This is a genomic window from Acinetobacter sp. YH16052 (assembly GCF_013417155.1).
Taxonomy (GTDB): domain Bacteria; phylum Pseudomonadota; class Gammaproteobacteria; order Pseudomonadales; family Moraxellaceae; genus Acinetobacter.
The window spans coordinates 68,647-91,042 of record NZ_VPEO01000007.1 but is presented as its reverse complement, the minus strand read 5'-3'; the positions used below and the strand labels follow the sequence as shown (position 1 = coordinate 91,042).

Below are 22,396 nucleotides of genomic sequence, written 5' to 3'. Positions count from 1 at the left end.
TTATTTACTTTATTTCAACAAGGCTTTAATTGTTTTTTTCATGCAAATTCCAAGTTTAGACTCGTTTTATTTATAAGATCTGCACTTTTCCTTCGACTTAAGTGACATATCATAGCAATTTTAAATGATTTTCTCATTATATTATCAATAACCTTGCCACGGACAGGGCTTTATTTAGAACCCTTTACAGCTCACTCCCGGTCAATCCATATCCTATCATCAACTAATGAGCTTAGGCTTAAATCCTATCAATTTTATAAAACTTTCATGTTATTCATATCTATATATGAATGATGCTTGATGTACAAGCAGATGCTTTAAATGGACTCAGTTCGGATAAATGTCAAAAATATCATGTCATGATGTATGGATTATCTTGGCCGGTTATCTGGCTGCGATCCATGTCGGCAAACTTTCGGCCGTGATTCCTGTATTGCAGCAGGATTTAAACCTGAGTTTTACCCAGGCTGGTTTTTCATTAGCGTTGGTACAGGCTGCCGGAATGCTGTTTGCGCTATGCATTGGCGCCTTCTCGGAAAAAATGGGATTAAAGCGCTGCCTGATCATGGCCTTAATCATTTTAGGGCTGAGCAGTTTTGCCGGGCTTTGGATTACGCAGCCTGCCACTTTATATGTATTGCGCTTTATGGAAGGAATCGGGTTTTTAACCATTTCCTTGTGTGCGCCAGCAATTTTAAAACGTACCAGCCGCGCTGAGACACTGAATTTCAAGATGGGACTCTGGAGTTCCTATATGGGCATCGGTGTCAGTCTGGCCGTATTGACGATTCCTCTCCTGCTTGAATATCTGGACTGGCAAATGATCTGGGCCATTTTGGGCTGCCTGTGCCTTGTCATTGCTGGCATGATTAAACAATATTTAAATATTGAACCTGTCTTGGTAACACAGCCAGACTCTTCTCAGCCAGCTACGGAAAACACCTCATTCTGGCAGATTGTTCAAATTACCCTGACCCATCCTCCCATTATCTGTCTGGCGATTATTTTTGCCTGTTATACCAGTCAATGGATTACTGTCACGGGCTTCCTGCCTACGCTGTATGTCGAACAGGGGCTGGACTTAAAACGCGCAGGGATGCTGGTCTCGATAGTCGTGCTGGCCAATCTGGGGGGCACTTTTGGCGCAGGCATGTTGCTGCAACAGGGTTATAGACCGCCCACCTTATTGAGTACCGGATTTGTAGCAATGCTCTGCAGCAGTGGTCTGGTGTTTGCTGCAAATGCCTGGCTCTCATTTGAATTGCAGGTTGTCAGTGCCTTGCTGTTTTCACTGATTGGCGGGATGATCCCAACCACTGTTTTTTGCGATTACCCTGCACTATGCACCACGTGCCTATGCAGCAGCAGCCAGTGTGGGTGTGGTTTTACAAATTTCAGCCTGCGCACAGTTTTTTATACCGACCCTGAGCGCTGCGCTGATATCTGCCACCCAATATTGGGCCAATCTTGCCATTATCACTGTCTGCCTTTCGATGCTGGGCATGGTAATGACGGCATTTTTATTTAAGCGTTACCCTAAATAAAAAGATAAAAAGAGCCTGCAAGCAGACTCTTCTTTCACCTAATGCTGCCTTTAAACCTGATTGGCCTGACCTGCTTCCAGCACAGCAAACAGATCATCCGCAATCGAAGTACCAAACTGGGCATCAATTTCACGGATACAGGTTGGACTGGTTACATTAATTTCAGTGACATAATTTCCGATCACATCCAGCCCTACAAAGACCAGACCTTTTTCTCTGAGATACGGCCCTACTTTTGCTGCAATGGCCTTATCAGTTTCAGTCAGTGGGCGCGCCTCGCCCAGACCACCCGCGGCCAGATTACCGCGCACTTCACCATTTTGCGGAATACGGGCCAGACAATACGGCACTGGCTCGCCATTAATCATCAGGATGCGTTTATCGCCTTCGACAATTTCCGGAATATAACGCTGCGCCATGATCGGCTGGGTACCATTATTGGTCAGCATTTCAATGGTTGAACCGATGTTGATGCCATCCTGATACAGGCGGAAAATCCCGGTGCCGCCCATGCCATCCAGCGGTTTTACAATCACATCGACCTGTTCTTTGAGAAATTCACGGATCAGGCTTTGCTGCGAAGTCACCAAGGTCGGAACTTGCAGATGCGGGAACTGGGTCGCGAACAGTTTTTCATTACAGTCACGCAGGCTTTGCGGTTTGTTGATGATCCATGCCCCTTCGCGCTCTGCCTGCTCCAGAATATAAGTGGTATAGACGAAGTTCATATCAAAAGGCGGATCTTTACGCATCAAGACAACGTCATAAGCAGCGATCGACTCTTTTTGTTTTTCGCCAAGTTCATAATAATGGTCGTAGTCTTCAAATACCTGTAGCGGCGCGATCAGACCAAAGGCCTTGCCCTGATCGATATATAAATCTTCCTGCAATGCATAACCGAGTTCATGCCCGCGACGTGCTGCTGCCCACAGCATGGCCATGGTCGAGTCTTTCTTCAGGTTTACATTTTCAATGGGATCCATCACAACAAGTACGCGCATGTGTCTCTGCTCTTTTTCAAAAAATGACTTGGCAAGGAGTATAGCTTGTGTGGATTCTTTTGTTTATGGTGATTTTGCATGACTTATTTTGTATAGGTTTTTAGATAGATGCTCAGGCAATTTGAGCTCAAGGGAGGTATGCCATGCAACAGGCCATTATCGGTTTTCACCTGGATGAGGAACAGCATTGGGTTGCAGAACTGGCCTGCGGACATGGCCAGCATGTGCGGCATACCCCGCCCTGGCAAAATCGCCCATGGGTGATGACCGAGCAAGGACGTAAAGAAAAACTCGGGATGCTGCTAGACTGTAAAAAATGCGAAAAGTGCGAAACTGCAACCTGAACCTATGAAAAAAGTAGTATGTAGGTGACCTAAAAAATAATCTTGTCCAGAATTTGCTAATTTGAGTTACTGCGTTTATGCTTTTATTGCTCAAACATGCAGCGCATTTTTTCAGGGTGTACTTTTGCTCATACGGCTCGTCAAACAGATCTGGTTGGTGATGCTTGTGGTTTTTGCCATAGGCTGGAGCAGTGTGTCTGTCGCATCTGCAAACACCATGCATCTGGTTATGCCGTCTGAAAAACGAATCCTCATTGTCTGGAAATGACAAAACCCTCTGCTTCTCACTCGCTGCATAAGACTGATCATCATCAAGATCAGGAACTGATTCAGCCGGACTGTGTCAGTGACAGCACCCAGCAGTCATCAGATTGTCTGGATTGTGGCACTATGGCCTGCCAGAACTTGGTCACCAGCCTGCCCATTACAACGCCCGAGTTAAGCGTGCCTGATCACGGTTATCCGGAAAAAACCCTCCTCCCTGCTTACCATGCCCAGCACCTTGCCGGTTACTGGCAAGAAATCCTGCGCCCACCCAAAGCTTGATCCTGAATTTTTAAATTTTTTTATTCATTAAGGATTAAGTTATGTTGCTTAAAATCAGTCAAAGCCTGTGTCTGGGCTTCGGTCTCATCTCGTCGTCTGCCTTGTTTGCAGCCGTAAAAGAATATCATCTGGTCATTGATGAAAGCCCGATCAATCTCACCGGAAAGACGGTCAAGCGTATCACTGTAAACGGAAAATTCCCTGCACCCTTGCTGGAATTTGAAGAAGGTGATGATGCAGTCATTCATGTACAAAACAACCTGAACAATCAGGATACCTCGCTGCACTGGCATGGCCTCCTCCTGCCTGGGCTGATGGATGGTGTGCCCGGATTTAACGGTTTTCAGGGGATCAAACCGAAGCAGTCTTTTACTTATCGCTTCAAGGTTCGTCAAAACGGCACCTACTGGTATCACGCACATTCCAAAGGTCAGGAACAGGACGGCCTCTATGGCGCATTGGTGATTCGCCCCAAAGCACAGACATTACTACCTCCACATGAACAAACCGAGCGGGATTATGTGGTGATGCTGTCAGATTTTCACGAACAAAGCGGCCAGCAGATTCAGAACAATTTAAAAAAATCGGCCGAATATTATCAGAACCAGCGTGAAACCTTGGGCGATGTACTCCAGCAGGTGAAACGTGATGGCCTGAAGGCCACCTGGTCAGACCGCAAGATGTGGAACCAGATGCGTATGCTGAAAACCGACCTATCTGATGTTACCGGTTATACCTTTCTGGTCAATGGAAAAACGCCGCAACAAAACTGGAGTGGCCAGTTCCAGCCCAATGAAAAAGTCCGCCTGCGTTTCATCAATGCTTCTGCCATGTCGTTTTTCGATGTGCGTATTCCCCAGCTGAAAATGACCGTGGTCAGTGCCGATGGACAACCGGTGCAGTCGGTCAATGTAGATGAATTCCGTATCGGAACCGCTGAAACCTATGATGTGATTGTGGAACCCACTGCAGCGCATTACCAGATTGAAGCGGAATCGATCGACCGCTCAGGCTTTGCCATTGGCAGTCTGCATCAGGCAACTGATTCAAGTAAAGCCCTGGCTCCGGTTCAATTACCAACACCGCGCCCTCGTGCCTTATTGACCATGGAAGATATGGGACATGGCGAACAACATGACATGTCACATGACACACACAGCAGTCAGACCATGCAGACTGCCACAAGTGAACATGATCAACATGCCCAGCACGACATGCATGCAAGTCATAATGCCATGTCCGGAACCAATCAGCCTCATCAGCCGGTTGAGGGCTGGGCCAATATGTCTACGCCTGCAGGGCACAAAGCTTTGCAATATCAAGACCTCAAAGCACTGACACCGCAACCTGATACCCGCGCAGCAGAACGTGAACTGGTGATTCGTCTGGGGGGAACCATGGAGCGCTACATCTGGACCATTAACGGTAAAAAATTCAGTGATGCCGAGCCACTTCAGGTGAAATATGGCGAGCGGATCCGGCTGAAATTTATCAATGACAGCATGATGGCCCATCCGATGCATTTGCATGGCATGTTTATGCAGCTGGAAAATGGTCAGTCTGCTGCAAATATGCCAAATAAACACACTGTGATTGTGCCGCCCGGGAAAACGGTGACTACCCTGCTCACAGCAGACGAACTGGGAGAATGGGCGATTCACTGCCATCTGCTCTATCACATGAGTGCCGGCATGATGAACAAGCTGATTGTGGCACATGTTGATGAAGATCAAGCATCTCACCCTTCTTCACAAAAAATGCCGTCGAAACCAGCAGCGGCCCAAGGAGAAAGCCATGCACATCACTAATCTTTTTGTAAAGTCAGTGCTTAGCAGTGCGCTTACCCTAAGCAGCCTGAGTATTTTTGCGGCAGCTTCTAGCGATCATACAAGCCATGCTGAACATCAGCATCATAGCGGACATCATGCCATGCAAAACATGGCTGATAACCACGCACAGCATACTGGAACAGCAGATGCCTCATCCTATCAACCGCCACCAAAGTTATTGCATCAACAGCAGGTGCTGAGCACGCCACAAAATTCAGTCAGTTCTGCCAGCGAACATGATCATCGTAAAGAACATGGTGCACAGATTTATAGCCAGATTATTCTGGACCAGAAATGGCAGCATAGTTCAGAGAGAAATGGAGCATTCAAGTCCAAGAACCAGGCCAGAGTCGGCACGGATGAAAATAAAATCTTCCTCAAGTTAGAAGCCGACAAACATGAATCCCATCAGGCCGAATATGATGCCAAAGTGTTGTATAGCCGCAATATTTCCGATTTTTGGGATGTGCAGACCGGGGTGCGCTATCGACAGGAAAATTTAGCCGAGCCTTCTACAAACCAGCAGAACGAGCGCTTCGATGCAGTATTTGGCCTGCATGGCCTGGCCCCCTACTTTTTCGAAACGGATGCTCATGTCTATGTCGGTGAAGATGACTTTGTCGGATTAAAACTGGAAACAGAGCGTGACCTGTTACTGACTCAGAAACTGATTATGCAGCCCTTTGTCGAACTGGATGTCATCCTGAATGATCAGGCAGCGAATGCGAAAAAAACCGGCCTTAGTCATGCCACCTTGGGCCTGGAAACACGCTATGAACTGAGCAAAAAGCTCATGCCTTATCTGGAAGTGGGTTATGAATATAGTAAAGGCAACAAACAGACAGCCTGGCAGCAAAGCTCTGATTCTGAAAAAGGCTGGATCTATGGTGCAGGTCTAAGAATGATGTTCTAAATTTTTGATACAGAAAATTATGCAGCTACGGGATATGAAACGCCATTTATGCCCCGTAGCGCTATGGCACTATACATTTGGCTGACAAAGATTTTTTAAGCCTACGCACTGCATATGCGATGTTTTTCTGCACTTTCCCGCTCATTAAGACACTTGTTATTTTGCGAAAAACTAGTCTTCATCGCCTTGATTTCCACTGTTACTTTTAGCAACCAAAGTGCCTAACATAATGATAAAGGTACTTACACCGCCAATTAACAGGCTCAGCAGCCCCATTTCCAGCATAAAATTACTATCACCAGTCTCAGGGGCACCCCATAGAAATTGAAGACGATCGCCAAAAACAAAATTGATTGCACATACAATCAGAAAACCAATCAAGGTGGCAATCAGTAAAGTAACCACCAAGTTCTTCCACATTTTACATCCGACGAACAGGATGATCATGGCCAGTCCAACCATGGTGATGATGGATATAAGTAACACACTGTTCCAGTAATCCATGAGACTCACTCGTATTTGGTTTTAAATTAAAATTAAGAAATTCTTATAGTTAATTTTTCCAATTGAGTTTTAATATAGGTGGATTTTTATACATGAGCAATGACGATAACTATCTTAAAGCTACAGATATTAATTTACCCAAAGTTATAAAATACACTGACTTAGTAAAATCTTGCTGAGTACTGAACGATTCTGATTAACATAAAGTAACACAAACACAACGTGTATTTCATTGTTTAGCTTCGTTAGAGCTCAAATTCAACCGATAAAGCTCAAGGCAAAACCAGCTTGAAATTTTTAAAAAAAGAAGAACTGAGCCACTTTTATAAGAAAAATAAATAATAAATATAAAAAACTTGAATATTTTCTGATTTAGGCTATGCTGTGTTTAACTAGAAAAAAGCGTTGTTTAGTTAAGCTTCTTTAAGTGCCGCAGTATTATTTATAATCCTCAGTTTTTTCAGATCTTTATTTCAATTCTTATTGTTTTTCCAAGTTATCCATAGTCATTTCTATGACTAAAATTATTAAAATTTAACAGGTTATATTATGTCTACTACAGTTACCGGTACAGTAAAATGGTTTAACGAAACTAAAGGTTTTGGTTTTATTCAACAAGAATCAGGTCCTGACGTTTTTGCTCATTTCAAAGAAATCAGCAGTTCTGGTTTCAAAACTTTGTTTGAAGGTCAACGCGTTTCTTTTAGCGTGGTTGATGGTCAAAAAGGTCCAAATGCGATCAATATCGTTGCGCTATAATTTAGCCCAGCAATAAGAAAAAGCACCTTCAGGTGCTTTTTTTAGCTCTGAAGATTCATAATTTTGGTGAAAGGTTTTCTGCTCCTCTATTTAGCTCATTAACAATGAATTTTTAAGAATAATATTACTGAGTCATTGCTGCTCAGTTAGACTTTATAAAAAGATAAAAATGAAAAACCCCTGGCATCCTGCCAGGGGTTTTCCGTATGCGTTCGCTTGGTATAACTCCTGTCGTACCTTACTTTCCTTGTATTTATGTATTGTTATTCTTGTGTGGAACGTCCTGTTCCTGTTAAAGCCATCATAGGAAATTTCCACTATTAAAAACAGCCGCAAAGTGCTGGAATTGATGTAAGCCAATGCTTACAAGAATAGACAGAGATAATAAATTTCAAATGTTTAGCAAATTGAACATCTACAAAAAAAGGAAGCACAAGCTTCCTTTTCTATACCAATCTAGGCTTAGATTCCGTATTTAACACGGTAATCTTCCATTTTCGCCAAAGCTTCTAGGTCACCTTTCGCTTCTAGGTAGTCCATTAAATCTTTCATAGTAATTAAGGCATGTACAGGAATCTCAAGCTCTTGCTGCACTTCCTGAATCGCAGATAAATCACCCTGACCTTTTTCCTGGCGGTCTAGTGCCACTAATACACCTGCAATTTGGGCACCGGCATTTTTCAGGATGGTGACGACTTCACGAATCGCTGTGCCTGCGGTAATCACATCATCAATGATCCAGACTTTTTTACCTGCTACAGAAGCACCGACCAATACGCCACCCTCGCCATGGTCTTTGGCTTCCTTGCGGTTAAAACCCCATGGCACACTTACCCCATGATTTTGCGACAGAGCCACAGCAGTTGCTGCCACAAAAGGAATGCCTTTATATGCAGGGCCAAAAATCACTTCAACATGGTCACATTCAGTCAGTTTTGCAGCATAGCCAGAAGCCAGCAGTGTCAAGGCTTCACCATCATTCAACAGACCCGCATTAAAAAAATAGGGACTCACACGTCCCGATTTTAAAGTAAACTCACCAAATTTAAGCACACCGCGTGATAATGCGAGTTCGATAAAAGCTTGCGGGTTAAACTGAGCTGGCGTTGACATGAGGTGCTCCTAAATCCATTAATCAAGGTAAGACTTGCGCATGATACCAAAGAGTAGCTATCCAGGTGATCAAAAAATTCTTCGCGTCGTTTCAATTAATGTCAACGGCTTACGTTCATCTGTCACCAAAGGCCTATTGGAATGGATGGAACAGTCGGATGCCGATGTAATTTGCATGCAGGAAAGCCGGATCACGCATGCGCAGTGGACCGATAAATTCAAGCCTGAAGGCTGGTACACGCACCTGTTTCCTGCCGAGCGTCCGGGTTATGCCGGTACTGCCATTTATAGCCGTCTGCCTTTTGTGTCTTTAACCGATGGCCTGGGTTTTGAACTGGCCGATTCGCAAGGCCGTTTTATTGCTGCTGAATTTGACTTGGGTCTAGAACAAACTGTACAGATCTGTTCCCTGTATCTGCCTTCCGGTTCATCGGGTGATGAAGCGCAAGCACGTAAAGATCACTTTCTGGAAGAATACGCAAAAATTCTGAAACAGTGGCGCGATGAAAATAAATCGGTAATTGTCTGCGGTGACTATAATATCGTGCATAAACGTATTGATATTAAAAACTGGTCAGGCAATCAGAAAGCCTCGGGTTGCTTGCCGCATGAACGTGCCTGGCTAGATCATATCTACGATGAGCTTGGTTATGTCGATACTTTCCGTGAAGTCCGCAAAGAAGCCGAGCTGTATTCCTGGTGGTCAAACCGTGGACAAGCACGCGCCAAGAACGTTGGTTGGCGGATTGATTATCAGGCCTGCTCTCCAGACTGGAAAGAGCGCACCGTTAATGCCTGGGTCTATAAAGAACAATGGTTTAGCGACCATGCCCCCGTGATCATCGACTACAAACTATAATCTACATTATTTAATTGAGTGAACACACGTTCACTCAATTAAGGCTTATCTCTTACATGACATGACGTATTTTTTGGGTTTATCTCAATGTAATAACATAGCATTATAGCGCTACGGCACAAGGACATGTCAGGACGACAACATAAGGACAGGACGCCGTAGGACGAAAATAAAACAGACTATAGATTTAGCTTGTTTTTCATGGATTGGACGTTGGATTGAGACCCGCATGATCAGGATGATTAAATGCGGGTTTTCTATTTCTATCATTCCCAAATTTTTATTTTTCTTATAATGGTAAGTTATTCTTTTTCTTAGCGCTTATGTTAAAGCTGCTTGATGTCATTTTGATGACATGACTTTTCTGCTATTTAAAACTTTTTCCTTTTTTTCATTTGCTTTTGCATGGTCTGCTGCTGCCAATTTAGTTAAGCTAGTTCATGATTTAAATTTTTTAGATGGCAGCTATGTTAAAAATTTACGGAATTAAAAATTGCACTTCGATGAAGAAAGTCTTTGATCTACTGACTGAGCAAGGTCTGAGTTATGAATTTCATGATTATAAAAAACAGGGCATCGATGCTGAAACCATCAAAACCTGGCTGGATGCCTTGGGTCAGGACGTGGTCCTGAATAAGAAAGGCACCACCTGGCGTAAACTCAGTGAAGAAGAGCAACAAACCGCCCTGTCGAGTGAAGATGCCTTAATTAATGCATTAACCACCCATACCAGTTTAATCAAACGTCCAATCTTGGCAACCTCTACAGGATTTATTGCCGGTTTTGATGAAACAGCTTATCGTAGCTTAGCCCACTAATATCTTGTATTGAATAACACTCATAAAAAAGCCTGACATCGATCAGGCTTTTGTATATCTGCTTAAAATAAATTAGTTGGCACGAATCCAAGTCTGGTTACGACCCAATGCCGCTACACCGATGAAACCACGTAGCTCAAGTTTCTTGCCACCGTCTGCCAGCTGGCCTTTCAACTTATAGGTTTTACCGGATTGCGGATCCAGGATCGAACCGCTGTCATAGCTAGTCCCACCGGCATTTTTAAGCCCTTTGACAATGGTCAGGCCTTTCAGAGATTTGTTGTGATATGGACCTTCACATTTGGTACAAGCATTTTCTTCACCTTTGGTTAACACCGACTGAATACTTGCCGTCAAGGTGCCATTCTTTTGTTCAGTAAACTTAACCAGGGCCTTAGGTTGCTTGGTTTTATCATCAATGGTTTTCCATACTGTGCCGTTTAAAGGATCCGCAGCATTCGCCAGTGCAGATAAGCCTAGTAGTCCTAACGTAAGCGCTATTTTTTTCATTTTTCTTCATTTCCTTAGTCTGAAAATAGACCCATGTAGTATTAAAAAGTCACAACAAATTTTCAATTTTTCGCTGTGACTATTTAGTGTAACCTTGTAAATATGGTTGGTAAATAATCAACATGAACAATAAAAGCACAAAAAGATGGAAGGAAGATGAAGATAAGCCCGCTAACGAAACAATTAATTACAGAACGCTTTTTAAAAACGCTCATTCGTGCCCCAAGTAAATTCAATCTTCCACCCAGCTCGATGCGCATTGCACTCGAACAGATGTGCAAACTTTTCCCTCAGGACAAAACTGTACAGATTCGCTCGCTACGTCTGGCCGGGCTGCGCGCGGAAGAAATCAAGCCACAGCAGGAATCCACCCAGCTGATTTTTCATATTCATGGCGGTGCCTTTTACTTAGGCTCTTTAAATACCCATCGTGCCTTTATGGCCCAAATTGCGGCTCGAACCCAGATGCAGGTGCTGCATGTCGATTATCCCCTCGCTCCTGAATCTGCTTATCCAGAAGCGTTGGAAGCCTTGTTTGATGTCTATCACCTGCTGCTGGATCAAGGTGTTCAGGCCAAAGATATTATTCTGTCCGGCGATTCTTGCGGTGCCAATCTGGCCTTGGCGCTGGCACTCAAAATACAGCAGGAAAGTCTTCCACAGGTCAGCGGTCTGATTCTGCTGTCTCCACTGCTAGATTTAACGTTGACCAGTGAATCTTTACGTTATAACCAGAAGCATGATGCCCTGCTGTCTCTGGAAACAGTTCAAACCGGGATTGAATATTATGTACCGCGTTCAATTGATCGGGGTGATCCGGAAGTTTCTCCTTTTTTTGCCGATTTAACCGGTTTGCCACCGATTCATATTCAGGTAGGTTCCAAGGAAATTCTGCTGGATGATGCTAGCCGTTTTAAAGAAAAAGCGGAACAGGCGGGTGTCGAGGTCGAATTTAAACTGTATACCGGCATGTGGCACAACTTCCAGATGTTCAGTGCCTGGTTCGATGAAGCCAAACAGGCGCTGACCGATCTTGCAGAATTTGCCCATCGTCTGGATCGGGATTAAGCATGATTTAGCATATAAAAAGGGTCAGCCGTAGCTGACCCTTTGAAAAGAGGTTTTAGGTTTTAAATGGCCTGAACCTGCTGCAATGCAGTTTGTAGCGCTTGGGCTTTAACCGCTTCTCCCATGTTCACCCCTTCAGCACGAATCACTTCAATATCATTCACGCCAGTAAAGTTAAATACGGTTTTCAAGAAAGCCTCCTGAAAATCAGCCGGGCTTTGCTCACCATACACACCACCACGGCTGCTGGCGATATACACTTTTTTATTGCCCGCCAGACCCACAGGACCTTGTTCGGTATATTTAAAAGTACGTCCCGCGACACAGATCCGGTCAATCCAGGCTTTTAGGGTCGATGGCAAACCGAAGTTATACATCGCTGCACCAATCACCACGACATCAGCCTGTAAATATTGATCTAAAATTTCCTCGCCCAATGCCGTTTGTTCTGCATTCTGGCCCATTAAAATTTCGGCGGTAAGATGAGGAATAGGCTGTGCAGCCAGATCCAGATACTCAACTTCAATGGCCTCAGCATATTTTTGCTGCAATTGTTCCACCACAGCCTGAGTCAACTGACGCGAAATAGAAGCATCTCCTAAAATACTGGAATCAATCTGTAAAACTTTCATGGCTTCGCTCTTTATCTTTGGTTGTTTCTAACAATGCAGCCATTTTAACGATTGACTATATTGAAATAATTAGTACAAATAAAACACATCATCCTGAATTTAGAACAAAACTGTATACCTCTTAACCTCTTTAATTTTGATTAAGACCCTTTGACATAGCATGGATCACTTGCGCTATCGGCAAAGACTGAGCAGATCAGATATCAACTAAATCACAAAAATGTTTTAAATATTGTTGTTTATCAAGCATTCAAACTTATGTTATCTTGTGTAAATAGAATTATAAATATCCAATAAGTCTTAAAAAAAATCTGCCATAACAATTAAAGTCAGACCGGGACCATGAAGCGAATATCGCCTGTATTAGAAAAAGTGCTAAGACACAGAATCAAGAAATATCTGGTCGAAGATGAAGTCGTGATGAACTGGCGCATCCTGAAGAAATGCATCCTGATGCTGACCTTGGGATGCGGAGTACATCTGACCTGGCTCGGCTGGGATATTTTCGTGTTATTAAATCCCGAATATTGGCAATATGTTCATCTAGAACGGGTCTATACACAAATTACTCTGAACAGCAGCTTTCTGGTAATTCTATTTCTCCTGATTTTTCCCTGTTATAAATTTCAGGGGAATCAGCTGATTGAACGTTATCTGCCTTATATGGCAGTGGGTACTTTTGTTATCTCGTTGTGTCGTGACGCCTATCTCGTCGGGGTGATCAGCCCTGTGGCCACGACCTCCTATGTCTGTTTAATTATGGTGGGGCTGGTGCTGTTCCATCGCACGCTGGTTTATAGCATGCTGATTCCAGCGTCAATTTTCCTAGGCGGATGTGCCTATTTAAGTTTCAGACATCAATTGCCTTATTCACCGCTATTTAATATCGATGACAAGCTTTTCTATAATGGTTTCTGGCTGTTATCGATGCTGTATTTCATTTTGCCAATTCTGGCCGTCTGCATGGTGTTATTCGAGATTCTGCTCAGTCAATGGCGTCATCGCGAGCAGCTGATCAAACAGCTGAGTCAGATTGATCCACTCACCAACTTGTTTAACCGCCGTAGCATCAACCAATGTCTGGATAAACTGAATGCTGCAGCCACTCCAAATTACGCCTTGGTCTTACTGGATCTGGATCATTTCAAAAAAATTAATGATCACTATGGCCATCATAAGGGCGATGAAACCTTAGTTGAAGTGAGTGCTATACTGAACCAGCAATTGCGCGAAAGTGATGTGGTCGGCCGTTTTGGCGGGGAAGAATTTATTTTGGTGCTTAAAAATACCAGTCTGGAAAAAGCCGAACAAGTGGCTGAACGCTGTCGCATCGCCATTCAGCAATTGCAGATTTTCAGTGATGAGGGTGAGCTGATTCCAGTGACCGCTAGTTTCGGGATTGCCATTTCTAGCGCGGAATTACGCCCGCAACAGTTATTAAGTCAGGCCGATCAGGCACTTTATCAAGCCAAAGCCGGTGGGCGTAATCTGGCCAAAGCCTATGCTGAAGCGGTTCCAGCACAGATGCAGGTTTCTTAAACGGGTTCAGCTTTTTTTAAGAACTAAATTATGGATTTTCACTTTGAGCCAGTGCTTGCAGCTGTGCCAGCAATTCTGCCTCGCTAAAAGCACCGGTTAAACGTAAACCCCTAATTTCCTGCTGCTGCGCATTCAAGAATAAATACGTCGGCGGCCCGAGAATTTCCCATTGGTTTAACAGCGCTTGATGAGAGACATTATATTGGCTTAAATCCAGCTTGATCAGGAAATATGGCGCAAGCGCCTGCTGTACCGCTGCAGATTTTAAAATACGATGTTCGATCGGCTGACAGGCAACACACCAGTCGGCGTAGACATCAATAATAATCTTTTGCCCTTGTGGTGCCTTGTTCAAAATTTGCTGAAATTCTGCTGCACTACGTGCCACATGCCAGTTGGCTTCTGTACTTACCTGCTCCACAAAAAACCGCTGACTATGCTGATATTGGCTATAAGCAATATAAGGTACGGCCAGTACCAGACACAGGATATACAACCATCTTAGACCAGTGCGATGCCAGAAAATCCGAAATAGTACATAGGCAACAAAGGCCATGCCCAAAGCTAAGGATAACCATTGTAACGCAGCTTCTGACATCAGTGGGCGAATAAAATACAGCGCCAGCGCCAGCATGATAAAGGCAAAGAGCACTTTGATCTGATTCATCCAGTGCCCGGCTTTAGGTAGAATCCGTGCTCCCAGAATACTGGCCAGCAATAAAGGCGTCCCCATCCCAAAACCCAGGGTAAACAGCAGTAAAGCCCCCTGCCACTGACTTTGCGTCTGAGAAATAAACAACAATGCACCTGCCAGCGGTGCGGTCATGCATGGCCCCACCAGAAGCGCCGAGATCATGCCCATGACACCGGCACTGACCAGACTGCCTCCCTGCTGCATGGCCTGTGCCCGATCCAGACGATGAACCAGACGTTGCGGCAGTTTGATTTCAAACAGGCCAAACAGATTCAGGGCAAACAGGACAAACAGGATGCTAAATGCGATCAGGGTTCCCGGTTGCTGCAACCAGCGCTGAAAATTCAGGCCGGCCGAAGATGCAATTAGGCCAAGTACTGCATAGACAGCGGCCATACTGCTGACAAAAGTCAGTGCAATCATCCAGGCTTTCAGGCCTTTACTGTCACGTACAATCAGTGAGGTCAGAATCGGCAGCATCGGCAAGGAACACGGCGTAAACGCCAGTAAAATCCCCAGGCCGAAAAACAGCAAAAGCCCATAGCCCAAAGAGCGTTCAAGCAGTTGGGCTGACCATTTCTGGTCTTGTGCTGCATAGGGTTCGGTTTGTGTGTTGGCTGATGCAGAGATTTCATCTGCTGTAGATTCTGAAGAATCTGCTGTATTAAACAGGGTATTGTGTTGCAGTGATGAAGTATTCAGATCAAGTAAACGCTTTGCTCCTGATCCGGCAGCTTCGAATTGCACCAGACCGGACAAATCGGTCTTGAACTGAATGGTTTGTGGCGGATAACAGATCCGGTCTTTGGCACAGCCCTGCCAGCTGACCTGATAGGATTGCCCCGCCTGAGTCGGAATTTGAAACTTTAACTGCTGATAATAAACCTGGGTATGTCCATAGTTATCATCATATAAATCTTCAGCGGGTGGCAACTCAAACGACACCGGTTGGTTGCCCTGCCGGACTTCAATTTTATGCTGATACAGATAATAGTTGTCTGGAATCTGCCAACTCAGTTCAGCCTGCTGCTGACTGGTGGAGATCACGCTCACAGGAAAAGCCTGCTCGGCAGACAACAATGCAGTTTCCGCCTGAGCAGGACTGCTGAACAAGGTGCTTCCCAAAATAACCAGGGCAAGCATTTTCCCCCAGGTCGGGAACTGCGAGTATTTCATCATCTGTGAGTTGAATAACTTAGAACAGCACAGAGAAACCTAGGCCTGAGAAGTAACTTCGATCTGCACCATCCAGATCTACACCGACATTCGCATCCAATTGGACACGGTCGTTTAAGGCATACATAACCCCGGTACCGAGCGCGTATTGATTATCGACACTTTCCGCTTTACGGTAAATCAGTTCAGAATAACCTGACCAGCGATCAGTAATGCGGTAGCCTAGAGAAGGAATCGCAGACACTGCCCAGTTGCTGTCCTGCCATTCATAACGCATGGTCAATGCGGTACTGACCAAGTCATTATATTGATACGACACGACAGAACCCAAGCTGTAAATATCTTCTTCATTAGTGAAACCGGCATTGCCTGTTGCAATGATGGCTTCGGCCAGCAAAGCCATACTGAGTTTGTCATCATCCAAATCAATGGCCTTTTTCAGACCAATACTAACATCGCCCAGACCATCATCTTCTTCGGTCTGGCCATTGGATTTCACTTGGGTCCAGGTCGGGCCAGCCCAACCTAAACGCAATTCCAGATCATCACTGAGTCCGGTACGTAACAACATATCTGCACTGAGTGTGGTCGCGGTCTGATCGCCCGACTTGCTATAACGCGCTGTAGGCAAGCCTTGCTCCCAAGCGACATTTCCGACTGGAGTAATTCCAGTACTGAGACCCTCACCTGGTCGATCAAATTCAAAATCTGCTGCGAAAAGCTGTGCACTACAACCGGCCAGTGCAATCAAACCCAAGGTTTTTAATGTTGTCATGTTGGAGCTCTTTATTAAAATTTAACTGAGTTCTTTGGTCATTTTTGCGCCATGCTTGCGAAGCAGTTCTAGCGTCTGTTTTTCTTCATCCAAGGCTTCTGACCAGTTGATTTCATCAAAATCACAATCAAAGAATAGATCACTAATTGAAGATAAAATAGTCATGCCATCTTCATCTTTGCTATTTGGATCGACTTTTTCATCCAGTAAACGCTGTACGGCAGGCGCGCATGCGGCACTTGCGGCATCCCAGAGCGGGCCATAAATTTCTTCTGCATCCCACAGATGTAGATTTACCTTGGCCTGAATCAGTTCTTCCAAAATCTGCAAATGTACCGCCAAACGGGCCTGTTTCTCATCTTCTGAAAGTGGTGTACCGGCTTCATACAGCTCACACACCTCTTCCCACCATTTAAACAGGCCATCTGACCAGACCGAAATCACCGGGCCTTTGTCATGATCAATAAAATTCGGGTTGAGTCCATCTGCCAGCAGCTGTTTGACCTGATCCAGATTTAATTCTTCGAGTGCTTGCACAAAAAGCTGTTGTTGCGCAGTTAACATGATGGAACTCACTTTGATTCGTTTTCGACTATTATGCCGAATAAAGCAGGATTTGTTGTGCTTCTCATAACTATATTTTTGTTTAATACGAAAAAAGCCCCGCAGGGCTTTTTCAAATCGGTTCGGCTTACTCTTCGATATCCGCAGTATCTGTGTCTGCTAGTTCGAGAGCACCAGGACGAACATTGTCTTTTTTCTCGATCACATGTTCCAGACTACGTTTTAGTCGGTCAATTGCACCATGGATCGCAGTATCGACATTATGGCCACGATGATTGACTACGACAGGTTTCAAGCCTGCAGGACGCGCTTCAATCATACAGCGAATATCGTCATCGCCGCCTTTGGCGCCATTTTCATCACTGAGATGGACTGAAAAATGGGTAATACGCTCGCTGTGGCGCTGGAATTCTTGATTTAATTCTTCCCGTACATAAGTAATTAAACGATCACTATTCTGAATGTGGTTATCGGTACGAAGTTCAATATTCATATATTACCATCCTCAATCTTTGTAACTTTTGAGTGCAAAATTTTTTATCTTGGCACGTTTGTAGCTTGCTGTTTCGCATCGCATTTCACTTCTTCAAATGATTGGAATAACACCCTCCATTTTGAATGATGAACACATTTTTGAGTCTGCAGAATCGTGTCCTTATATCTTGAATATCGGCTGTATCTGGGAAATATGCAAGTGATATTTTGGTTTTTTAGCAAAAGAATAATCGATTGTGACAACTGCTTACTCAGCTCAAAAATGCAGGATTTTTCAAACGGCAATTGCGCAACTCTTCACACGATTTAATTTGAAATGTTTTTTGGCCAGACCGATAAATCGCTTAAATAACACGCGACCAGAAAACCTAAAAAAAAGAAATTAAAAGTATTTTTTTATGAAAATTAGCTCACTTTTATCTAATAATTTTTCTTATAAGATCAGCGCCTAGTCAGCCTTACAGTCCTGAAGAGATCATATGCTTTATCATTGTTTAGTTGCTTTTGCAGAACCGGGAAAAATACTCTTTCGTCATTCGAAAATAATAAACTGCAAAAATGATTTTCAATTGAAATATAAGACCGATCACTCTTATTTTACGATGCCGAAAATAGGCCTATAAAACGACCGTCATTTGAGATTTTAAAACTAACCTCATTACACAAACAGAACAAAGCTGTTCAGCCTCAGGCCCAAATTAATTACTAAACAATCTGTATATCCCCACCTATTTTTTACTGATTTTCTAAGTTAATCATCGTAAATTGAAGTGATTTTATATTTTTAGTTATACATTCAGTCTTTTAAGGCGCTACATATTCAACTTTATTAAAAAAATAATGCTTTAGAAAAGCATCAGCGAAAGACAATGAAAACTGAGGAAGATGATCGTCTGCATTCAACTGATGAGGACTGAAATATATTTAAGTCAGCGATCACTTTTAACTTTATTTTTACTTATTAATCTGTATGCTTATTCTGCTTTCTCGGGGGGATAGATTTAAATGAAATTTACACAACTTGCGGCACTTTGTGCATTGGCTTCAACTGCAGCATTTGCTCAAGCAAAACCAGTTTGGCAGGACTTTAGCATTACAGGTCTTTATGGTGAAAACTATAAATCACCATTTCTCACTCAAGATGAAAAGCTTGATCAAACAACAGTTACTGCTGAATATGCGGCAGGTTTAAAATATGGTGATTTCTTTGCTTTCGCTGATCGTACTAACAATGATCCAGAAGGTAATAGTACCTATTTTGAGGTTGCACCGCGTTTAAGCTTAAGTGCAGTTTCAGGAACTAAACTTGAAGTTGGTCCAATCAAGGACGTACTCGTTGCGACAACTTGGGAAGGTGGCGAAGGCTTTAATAACTATTTGTATGGTGTTGGTTTTGCTTTAAATGTTCCATATACACAATATGCAAACATTAACTTCTACAAAGCTGACAATGATAACACTGCAGATGATTATCAAATGACCATCACTTACGCAGTACCATTTAAGTTAGGTACTGAAGATTTCCTTGTTGATGCATTCCTGGATTGGTCAACGGCTGAAGATACACATGCTAGTGAATTGAACTGGACTAGCCAGTACAAATGGAATGTAGGTAAACATATCTCTCCAGACACTAAACTTTATGTAGGTATCGAACATTCAGTTTGGAACAATAAATATGGTTATAAAGGCGTAGACCAAAATGACGTCAGCGCACTTGTGAAATATCATTTCTAATTGATGTATCATCAAAAGCAGAACTCCGGTTCTGCTTTTTTTAAACTGTGATTTCAGCTCACCTCTACTAGAACAAGAATATGCCTGATTTTGATATTCGACCTGCGACCGAACATGATCTTGAAACCATCCTCGAGATTTATAATCAGGAAGTACTCTATGGTACTGCGACCTGGAACAGAACGGCCTTTGATTTAAACTATTTCAAAATCTGGTTTAAACAGCTTAAAAATCAGAATTTCCCGGTTTTTGTGGTTGAAGATACTCAAAATCAAGTCATTGCTGGCTATGCCTGTTATGATCAGTTTCGTAGTATTCAGGGCTTTCAACAGACGGTAGAACATTCCATCTTTTTAAATCCAGATTATGCAGGACAAGGTTTAGGTTCTAAATTATTGCAGTATTTAATTGAACAGGCTCAAGTACAGAAATTGCATATCATGGTCGCAGCGATTGACTCTGAAAACACCTCATCGATTCGTCTGCATGAAAAACTGGGCTTCGTTCAAACTGCCTATATGCCGCAAGTCGGACAGAAGTTTGGGCAATGGCGTGATTTGGTCCTCTTACAACTCAATCTGGATCAAGCTTGATTCATTCTTAGTTTAAAACTATTCCAGAACTGCTTTCTGGACACTCCTCTTCAGCTTTTTAATACTTGGCCATCACGATATTTTGTTGTTATCCAGTTTAATAAGCACAAGTTCTATTTACTTATATGAGCGGCTATGTTTTATTCAGCTAAAAATCATACTGAATAACACCATGTATAAATCTCTATTGTCTATTGGTCTTTTAAGTTTAAGTATGCTCACTTTTGCTGATTCAGACTTTGAAAAAGAGCTCCGTTCAGGCTGTAGCAAAGTGCAAAGCTATGCAAATAATGGCAAAAAATTCTACAACCAAAAACAATATCAAAAGGCCATAGCGCAATTTGAGCAACAAGCCGCATGGTCATCCTTTTGTGCGATGAATGTAGAAGACGGTGGTACAGCTTTTTCCGAACGCGATATCACCACGGCGTTTAACAATGTCGGTTTAAGTTATGCCAAGCTTGGAAAGCCGCAATGGGCACGCGCCTGGTTTTCTGTCTATCCTGAAGCCCAAAGTAGCCAGTTTAATTTGAAACAGCTTCCCACTCCTCAAAAAAGTGCTAACTTGGCGGGAAAATATGTACGTTACGCGGGCTATGGAGCATGGGATACTATTACAGTTCAGAAAGTAAAAAATGCATATGAAATTGATTTCGAAGGTTATTATATGGGGTTACGTAGTCTGATTTACGGTCCTAATGTAGGAGACTTTGAAACTTCTATGGCTTTAAATAAAAGCCAAGCACAGTATCAATTTCAGGATTGCAAAATTGATCTAACTTTTAAATTTGATCCAAAAATAGGACAGCAAATTGATGTAAAAGAAACACCTTATACTAATTGCGGTTTTGGACATAATGTCTCGGCAGAGGGTGCATACTTAAAAGTGGAGTAGCGCTTTTGAGCTTAGACACTCTGAGTGATTTTGCAATGGTGGATCTGATTGGAAGTGAATATCATTGTAATTTTTCAATTCAATCAAACTATTGAAACTTCAGAAGAAGTTATATCTAGCCTAATTATTTTTTGTTATATACTCAAATGACTAAAAATAATTTTAAGAGCTAAAAATTTGGATTCCAACTTACTCACATTAGGTAGTTTTATTACTAGCTTAGGCACATTGATTGTTGCAGTATTTGCACTTCATTCTTGGAAAAAACAGTTTAATAAAAGCCTACAACGAGATTTTGTTTTAGATGCATTAGATACTGTACATGAAGTCTCTGCATTGAATTTTAAAATCGTTAACAAATTCAATTATGAAACAGAAAAAGATAATAATTTTCTACTTATATCAGAATATTATTTGAATCCGATACCTGCTAACTATCAAAATTTACTAGAGTCATTAGGACATAGTATGGTTAATTTGGAAAAGGTTTTAAATCGTTTAAGCAAAATCCAAAATAATGAATATTTTGATACACTTTCAGAAAAATACATTGAAACTATATCTGAAATTTACATGTTTTTTGAGTCTGATGAACTAATTGGACTTGATCATCCCGATATAATCAAAATGAGTGAAAAAGGTTGGACTACATCATGGTTAGATAAAGCCTTTGATAAAGAGCGAGTGTTAGAATTTCAGATTGAAGAGTATTTATTAAAACTATTAAAAATCTAAAGAGAGTTTCCCTCTCCCATAGGGAGAGGGTTAGGGTGAGGGAAATTAAATTGCCACCAACTCCCGAATACCTTTCTCAGGCATTTCACTGCCCACACCTTGCGCTACAACCTGCCCACGTGCCATCACGGTATAAGCATCAGCAAGTTCTTCAGCAAAGTCATAAAACTGCTCAACCAGCACAATCGCCATCTCACCACCATCCGCCAGTTTACGAATGACCCGGCCAATGTCTTTAATAATGGATGGCTGGATGCCTTCAGTCGGTTCATCCAAAATCAGCACACGCGGTTCAGAAGCAAGTGCACGTGCAACGGCAAGCTGCTGCTGCTGCCCACCGGACAAATCTCCTCCACGGCGGTGCTTCATTTCCTCCAAGACAGGGAAAATTTCATACAAATGCTCAGGCACTTTGCGTGTCTTTGCTCCTTTAAATTTCGCCATACCAATGAGAATGTTTTCCTCCACCGTCAGCGTTGAAAAAATATCTCGACCTTGTGGCACATAAGCCAAACCTTCACGTACACGCTGTTCAGGACCGAGCTTGGATATGTCTTTACCATCCAGCAAAATCTGTCCGGATTTAATCGGTAAAATACCCATCAGACATTTAAGGAGCGTGGTTTTCCCCACCCCATTGCGCCCAAGCACCACCGAACATTCACCCACAGGTGCAGTCAACGACACATCACGTAAAATATGACTGCCACCATAAAACTGATTGACGTCTTTGACTTCTAACATCGCGGTCTC

At 43.0% G+C, this 22,396-nt stretch carries 23 protein-coding genes and 1 pseudogene; 14 read left to right on the top strand and 10 right to left on the bottom strand.

Annotation, left to right across the window (positions count from 1 at the left end; all coding sequences use genetic code 11):
* The first annotated feature begins 340 nt into the window (after positions 1 to 340).
* Positions 341 to 1,544 (top strand): annotated as a pseudogene (locus FTV42_RS06850) (CynX/NimT family MFS transporter).
* A gap of 50 nt (positions 1,545 to 1,594) precedes the next feature.
* Here FTV42_RS06850 and gshB read toward each other — a convergent pair.
* The gene (gshB, locus tag FTV42_RS06845) at positions 1,595 to 2,545 is read right to left on the bottom strand and encodes a glutathione synthase (RefSeq protein WP_180038183.1); all 951 of its coding nucleotides are present in this window, start codon (positions 2,543 to 2,545) and stop codon (positions 1,595 to 1,597) included.
* Between the two features lie 143 nt (positions 2,546 to 2,688).
* On the opposite strand from gshB, the gene FTV42_RS06840 reads away from it, so the two are divergent.
* The 4 genes from FTV42_RS06840 to FTV42_RS06825 all read left to right on the top strand — a co-directional run bounded on the left by FTV42_RS06840 (position 2,689) and on the right by FTV42_RS06825 (position 6,177).
* Positions 2,689 to 2,889 carry a DUF3565 domain-containing protein gene (locus tag FTV42_RS06840; protein ID WP_005245699.1) on the top strand — a complete coding sequence of 67 codons (201 nt, stop codon included), beginning with the start codon at positions 2,689 to 2,691 and terminating at the stop codon, positions 2,887 to 2,889.
* 264 nt (positions 2,890 to 3,153) lie between these two features.
* A complete protein-coding gene (locus FTV42_RS06835; RefSeq protein WP_228284853.1) occupies positions 3,154 to 3,435 on the top strand; it encodes a hypothetical protein in 282 nt (93 codons plus the stop codon).
* Positions 3,436 to 3,476: 41 nt separating this feature from the next.
* On the top strand, positions 3,477 to 5,243 hold the full coding sequence (locus tag FTV42_RS06830) for a copper resistance system multicopper oxidase (RefSeq protein WP_180038181.1): 1,767 nt from the start codon (positions 3,477 to 3,479) through the stop codon (positions 5,241 to 5,243).
* Positions 5,230 to 6,177, top strand: coding sequence for a copper resistance protein B (locus FTV42_RS06825; RefSeq protein WP_005267673.1), 948 nt, complete (start codon positions 5,230 to 5,232; stop codon positions 6,175 to 6,177). Before FTV42_RS06830 ends, FTV42_RS06825 begins: the two co-directional genes overlap by 14 nt.
* A gap of 171 nt (positions 6,178 to 6,348) precedes the next feature.
* Here FTV42_RS06825 and FTV42_RS06820 read toward each other — a convergent pair whose 3' ends face one another.
* Entirely contained in the window at positions 6,349 to 6,681 is a 333-nt protein-coding gene (locus tag FTV42_RS06820; RefSeq protein WP_004729144.1) for a hypothetical protein, read from the bottom strand.
* Between the two features lie 549 nt (positions 6,682 to 7,230).
* Between FTV42_RS06820 and FTV42_RS06815 the strand changes: the two genes are divergently transcribed.
* Positions 7,231 to 7,440, top strand: a complete 210-nt coding sequence (locus FTV42_RS06815) for a cold-shock protein (RefSeq protein WP_004281299.1) — start codon at positions 7,231 to 7,233, stop codon at positions 7,438 to 7,440.
* Between the two features lie 462 nt (positions 7,441 to 7,902).
* Here the strand turns inward: FTV42_RS06815 and pyrE are convergent, their stop codons facing one another.
* Positions 7,903 to 8,553, bottom strand: a complete 651-nt coding sequence (pyrE, locus tag FTV42_RS06810) for an orotate phosphoribosyltransferase (RefSeq protein ID WP_004281297.1) — start codon at positions 8,551 to 8,553, stop codon at positions 7,903 to 7,905.
* A gap of 40 nt (positions 8,554 to 8,593) precedes the next feature.
* On the opposite strand from pyrE, the gene FTV42_RS06805 reads away from it, so the two are divergent.
* Positions 8,594 to 9,412 (top strand): exodeoxyribonuclease III, encoded by an 819-nt coding sequence (locus FTV42_RS06805; RefSeq protein ID WP_180038179.1) that lies wholly within the window; start codon positions 8,594 to 8,596, stop codon positions 9,410 to 9,412.
* A gap of 467 nt (positions 9,413 to 9,879) precedes the next feature.
* A complete protein-coding gene (locus FTV42_RS06800) occupies positions 9,880 to 10,230 on the top strand; it encodes a Spx/MgsR family RNA polymerase-binding regulatory protein (RefSeq protein WP_180038176.1) in 351 nt (116 codons plus the stop codon).
* A gap of 72 nt (positions 10,231 to 10,302) precedes the next feature.
* Here the strand turns inward: FTV42_RS06800 and FTV42_RS06795 are convergent, their stop codons facing one another.
* A complete protein-coding gene (locus FTV42_RS06795; RefSeq protein ID WP_180038174.1) occupies positions 10,303 to 10,740 on the bottom strand; it encodes a DUF2147 domain-containing protein in 438 nt (145 codons plus the stop codon).
* 156 nt (positions 10,741 to 10,896) lie between these two features.
* Between FTV42_RS06795 and FTV42_RS06790 the strand changes: the two genes are divergently transcribed.
* Positions 10,897 to 11,808, top strand: a complete 912-nt coding sequence (locus tag FTV42_RS06790; RefSeq protein ID WP_180038171.1) for an alpha/beta hydrolase — start codon at positions 10,897 to 10,899, stop codon at positions 11,806 to 11,808.
* A 62-nt stretch (positions 11,809 to 11,870) separates the two neighbouring features.
* Here FTV42_RS06790 and FTV42_RS06785 read toward each other — a convergent pair whose 3' ends face one another.
* Positions 11,871 to 12,440: an FMN-dependent NADH-azoreductase gene (locus FTV42_RS06785; protein WP_004281290.1), complete on the bottom strand. Its 570-nt coding sequence runs from the start codon at positions 12,438 to 12,440 to the stop codon at positions 11,871 to 11,873.
* 342 nt (positions 12,441 to 12,782) lie between these two features.
* On the opposite strand from FTV42_RS06785, the gene FTV42_RS06780 reads away from it, so the two are divergent.
* On the top strand, positions 12,783 to 13,979 hold the full coding sequence (locus FTV42_RS06780; protein WP_180038169.1) for a GGDEF domain-containing protein: 1,197 nt from the start codon (positions 12,783 to 12,785) through the stop codon (positions 13,977 to 13,979).
* Between the two features lie 28 nt (positions 13,980 to 14,007).
* On the opposite strand, the gene dsbD is transcribed toward FTV42_RS06780, so the two are convergent.
* From dsbD to FTV42_RS06760, 4 genes are all read right to left on the bottom strand, one after another.
* On the bottom strand, positions 14,008 to 15,849 hold the full coding sequence (dsbD, locus tag FTV42_RS06775) for a protein-disulfide reductase DsbD (RefSeq protein WP_180038246.1): 1,842 nt from the start codon (positions 15,847 to 15,849) through the stop codon (positions 14,008 to 14,010).
* A gap of 19 nt (positions 15,850 to 15,868) precedes the next feature.
* Complete coding sequence (locus FTV42_RS06770; RefSeq protein WP_004281287.1) at positions 15,869 to 16,624, bottom strand: transporter; 756 nt, start codon at positions 16,622 to 16,624, stop codon at positions 15,869 to 15,871.
* A 21-nt stretch (positions 16,625 to 16,645) separates the two neighbouring features.
* Complete coding sequence (locus FTV42_RS06765; protein ID WP_039902494.1) at positions 16,646 to 17,188, bottom strand: hypothetical protein; 543 nt, start codon at positions 17,186 to 17,188, stop codon at positions 16,646 to 16,648.
* A gap of 127 nt (positions 17,189 to 17,315) precedes the next feature.
* On the bottom strand, positions 17,316 to 17,681 hold the full coding sequence (locus tag FTV42_RS06760) for an HPF/RaiA family ribosome-associated protein (RefSeq protein WP_004281285.1): 366 nt from the start codon (positions 17,679 to 17,681) through the stop codon (positions 17,316 to 17,318).
* Positions 17,682 to 18,688: 1,007 nt separating this feature from the next.
* Between FTV42_RS06760 and FTV42_RS06755 the strand changes: the two genes are divergently transcribed.
* The 4 genes from FTV42_RS06755 to FTV42_RS06740 all read left to right on the top strand — a co-directional run bounded on the left by FTV42_RS06755 (position 18,689) and on the right by FTV42_RS06740 (position 21,643).
* Positions 18,689 to 19,420 (top strand): outer membrane protein OmpK, encoded by a 732-nt coding sequence (locus FTV42_RS06755; protein ID WP_180038166.1) that lies wholly within the window; start codon positions 18,689 to 18,691, stop codon positions 19,418 to 19,420.
* Positions 19,421 to 19,500: 80 nt separating this feature from the next.
* A complete protein-coding gene (locus FTV42_RS06750) occupies positions 19,501 to 20,013 on the top strand; it encodes a GNAT family N-acetyltransferase (RefSeq protein ID WP_180038163.1) in 513 nt (170 codons plus the stop codon).
* Between the two features lie 172 nt (positions 20,014 to 20,185).
* A complete protein-coding gene (locus tag FTV42_RS06745) occupies positions 20,186 to 20,908 on the top strand; it encodes a hypothetical protein (protein WP_180038161.1) in 723 nt (240 codons plus the stop codon).
* Between the two features lie 177 nt (positions 20,909 to 21,085).
* The gene (locus FTV42_RS06740) at positions 21,086 to 21,643 is read left to right on the top strand and encodes a hypothetical protein (RefSeq protein WP_180038159.1); all 558 of its coding nucleotides are present in this window, start codon (positions 21,086 to 21,088) and stop codon (positions 21,641 to 21,643) included.
* A gap of 45 nt (positions 21,644 to 21,688) precedes the next feature.
* Here the strand turns inward: FTV42_RS06740 and urtE are convergent, their stop codons facing one another.
* Positions 21,689 to 22,387, bottom strand: a complete 699-nt coding sequence (gene urtE, locus FTV42_RS06735) for an urea ABC transporter ATP-binding subunit UrtE (protein ID WP_180038157.1) — start codon at positions 22,385 to 22,387, stop codon at positions 21,689 to 21,691.
* Between the last annotated feature and the right edge of the window lie 9 nt (positions 22,388 to 22,396).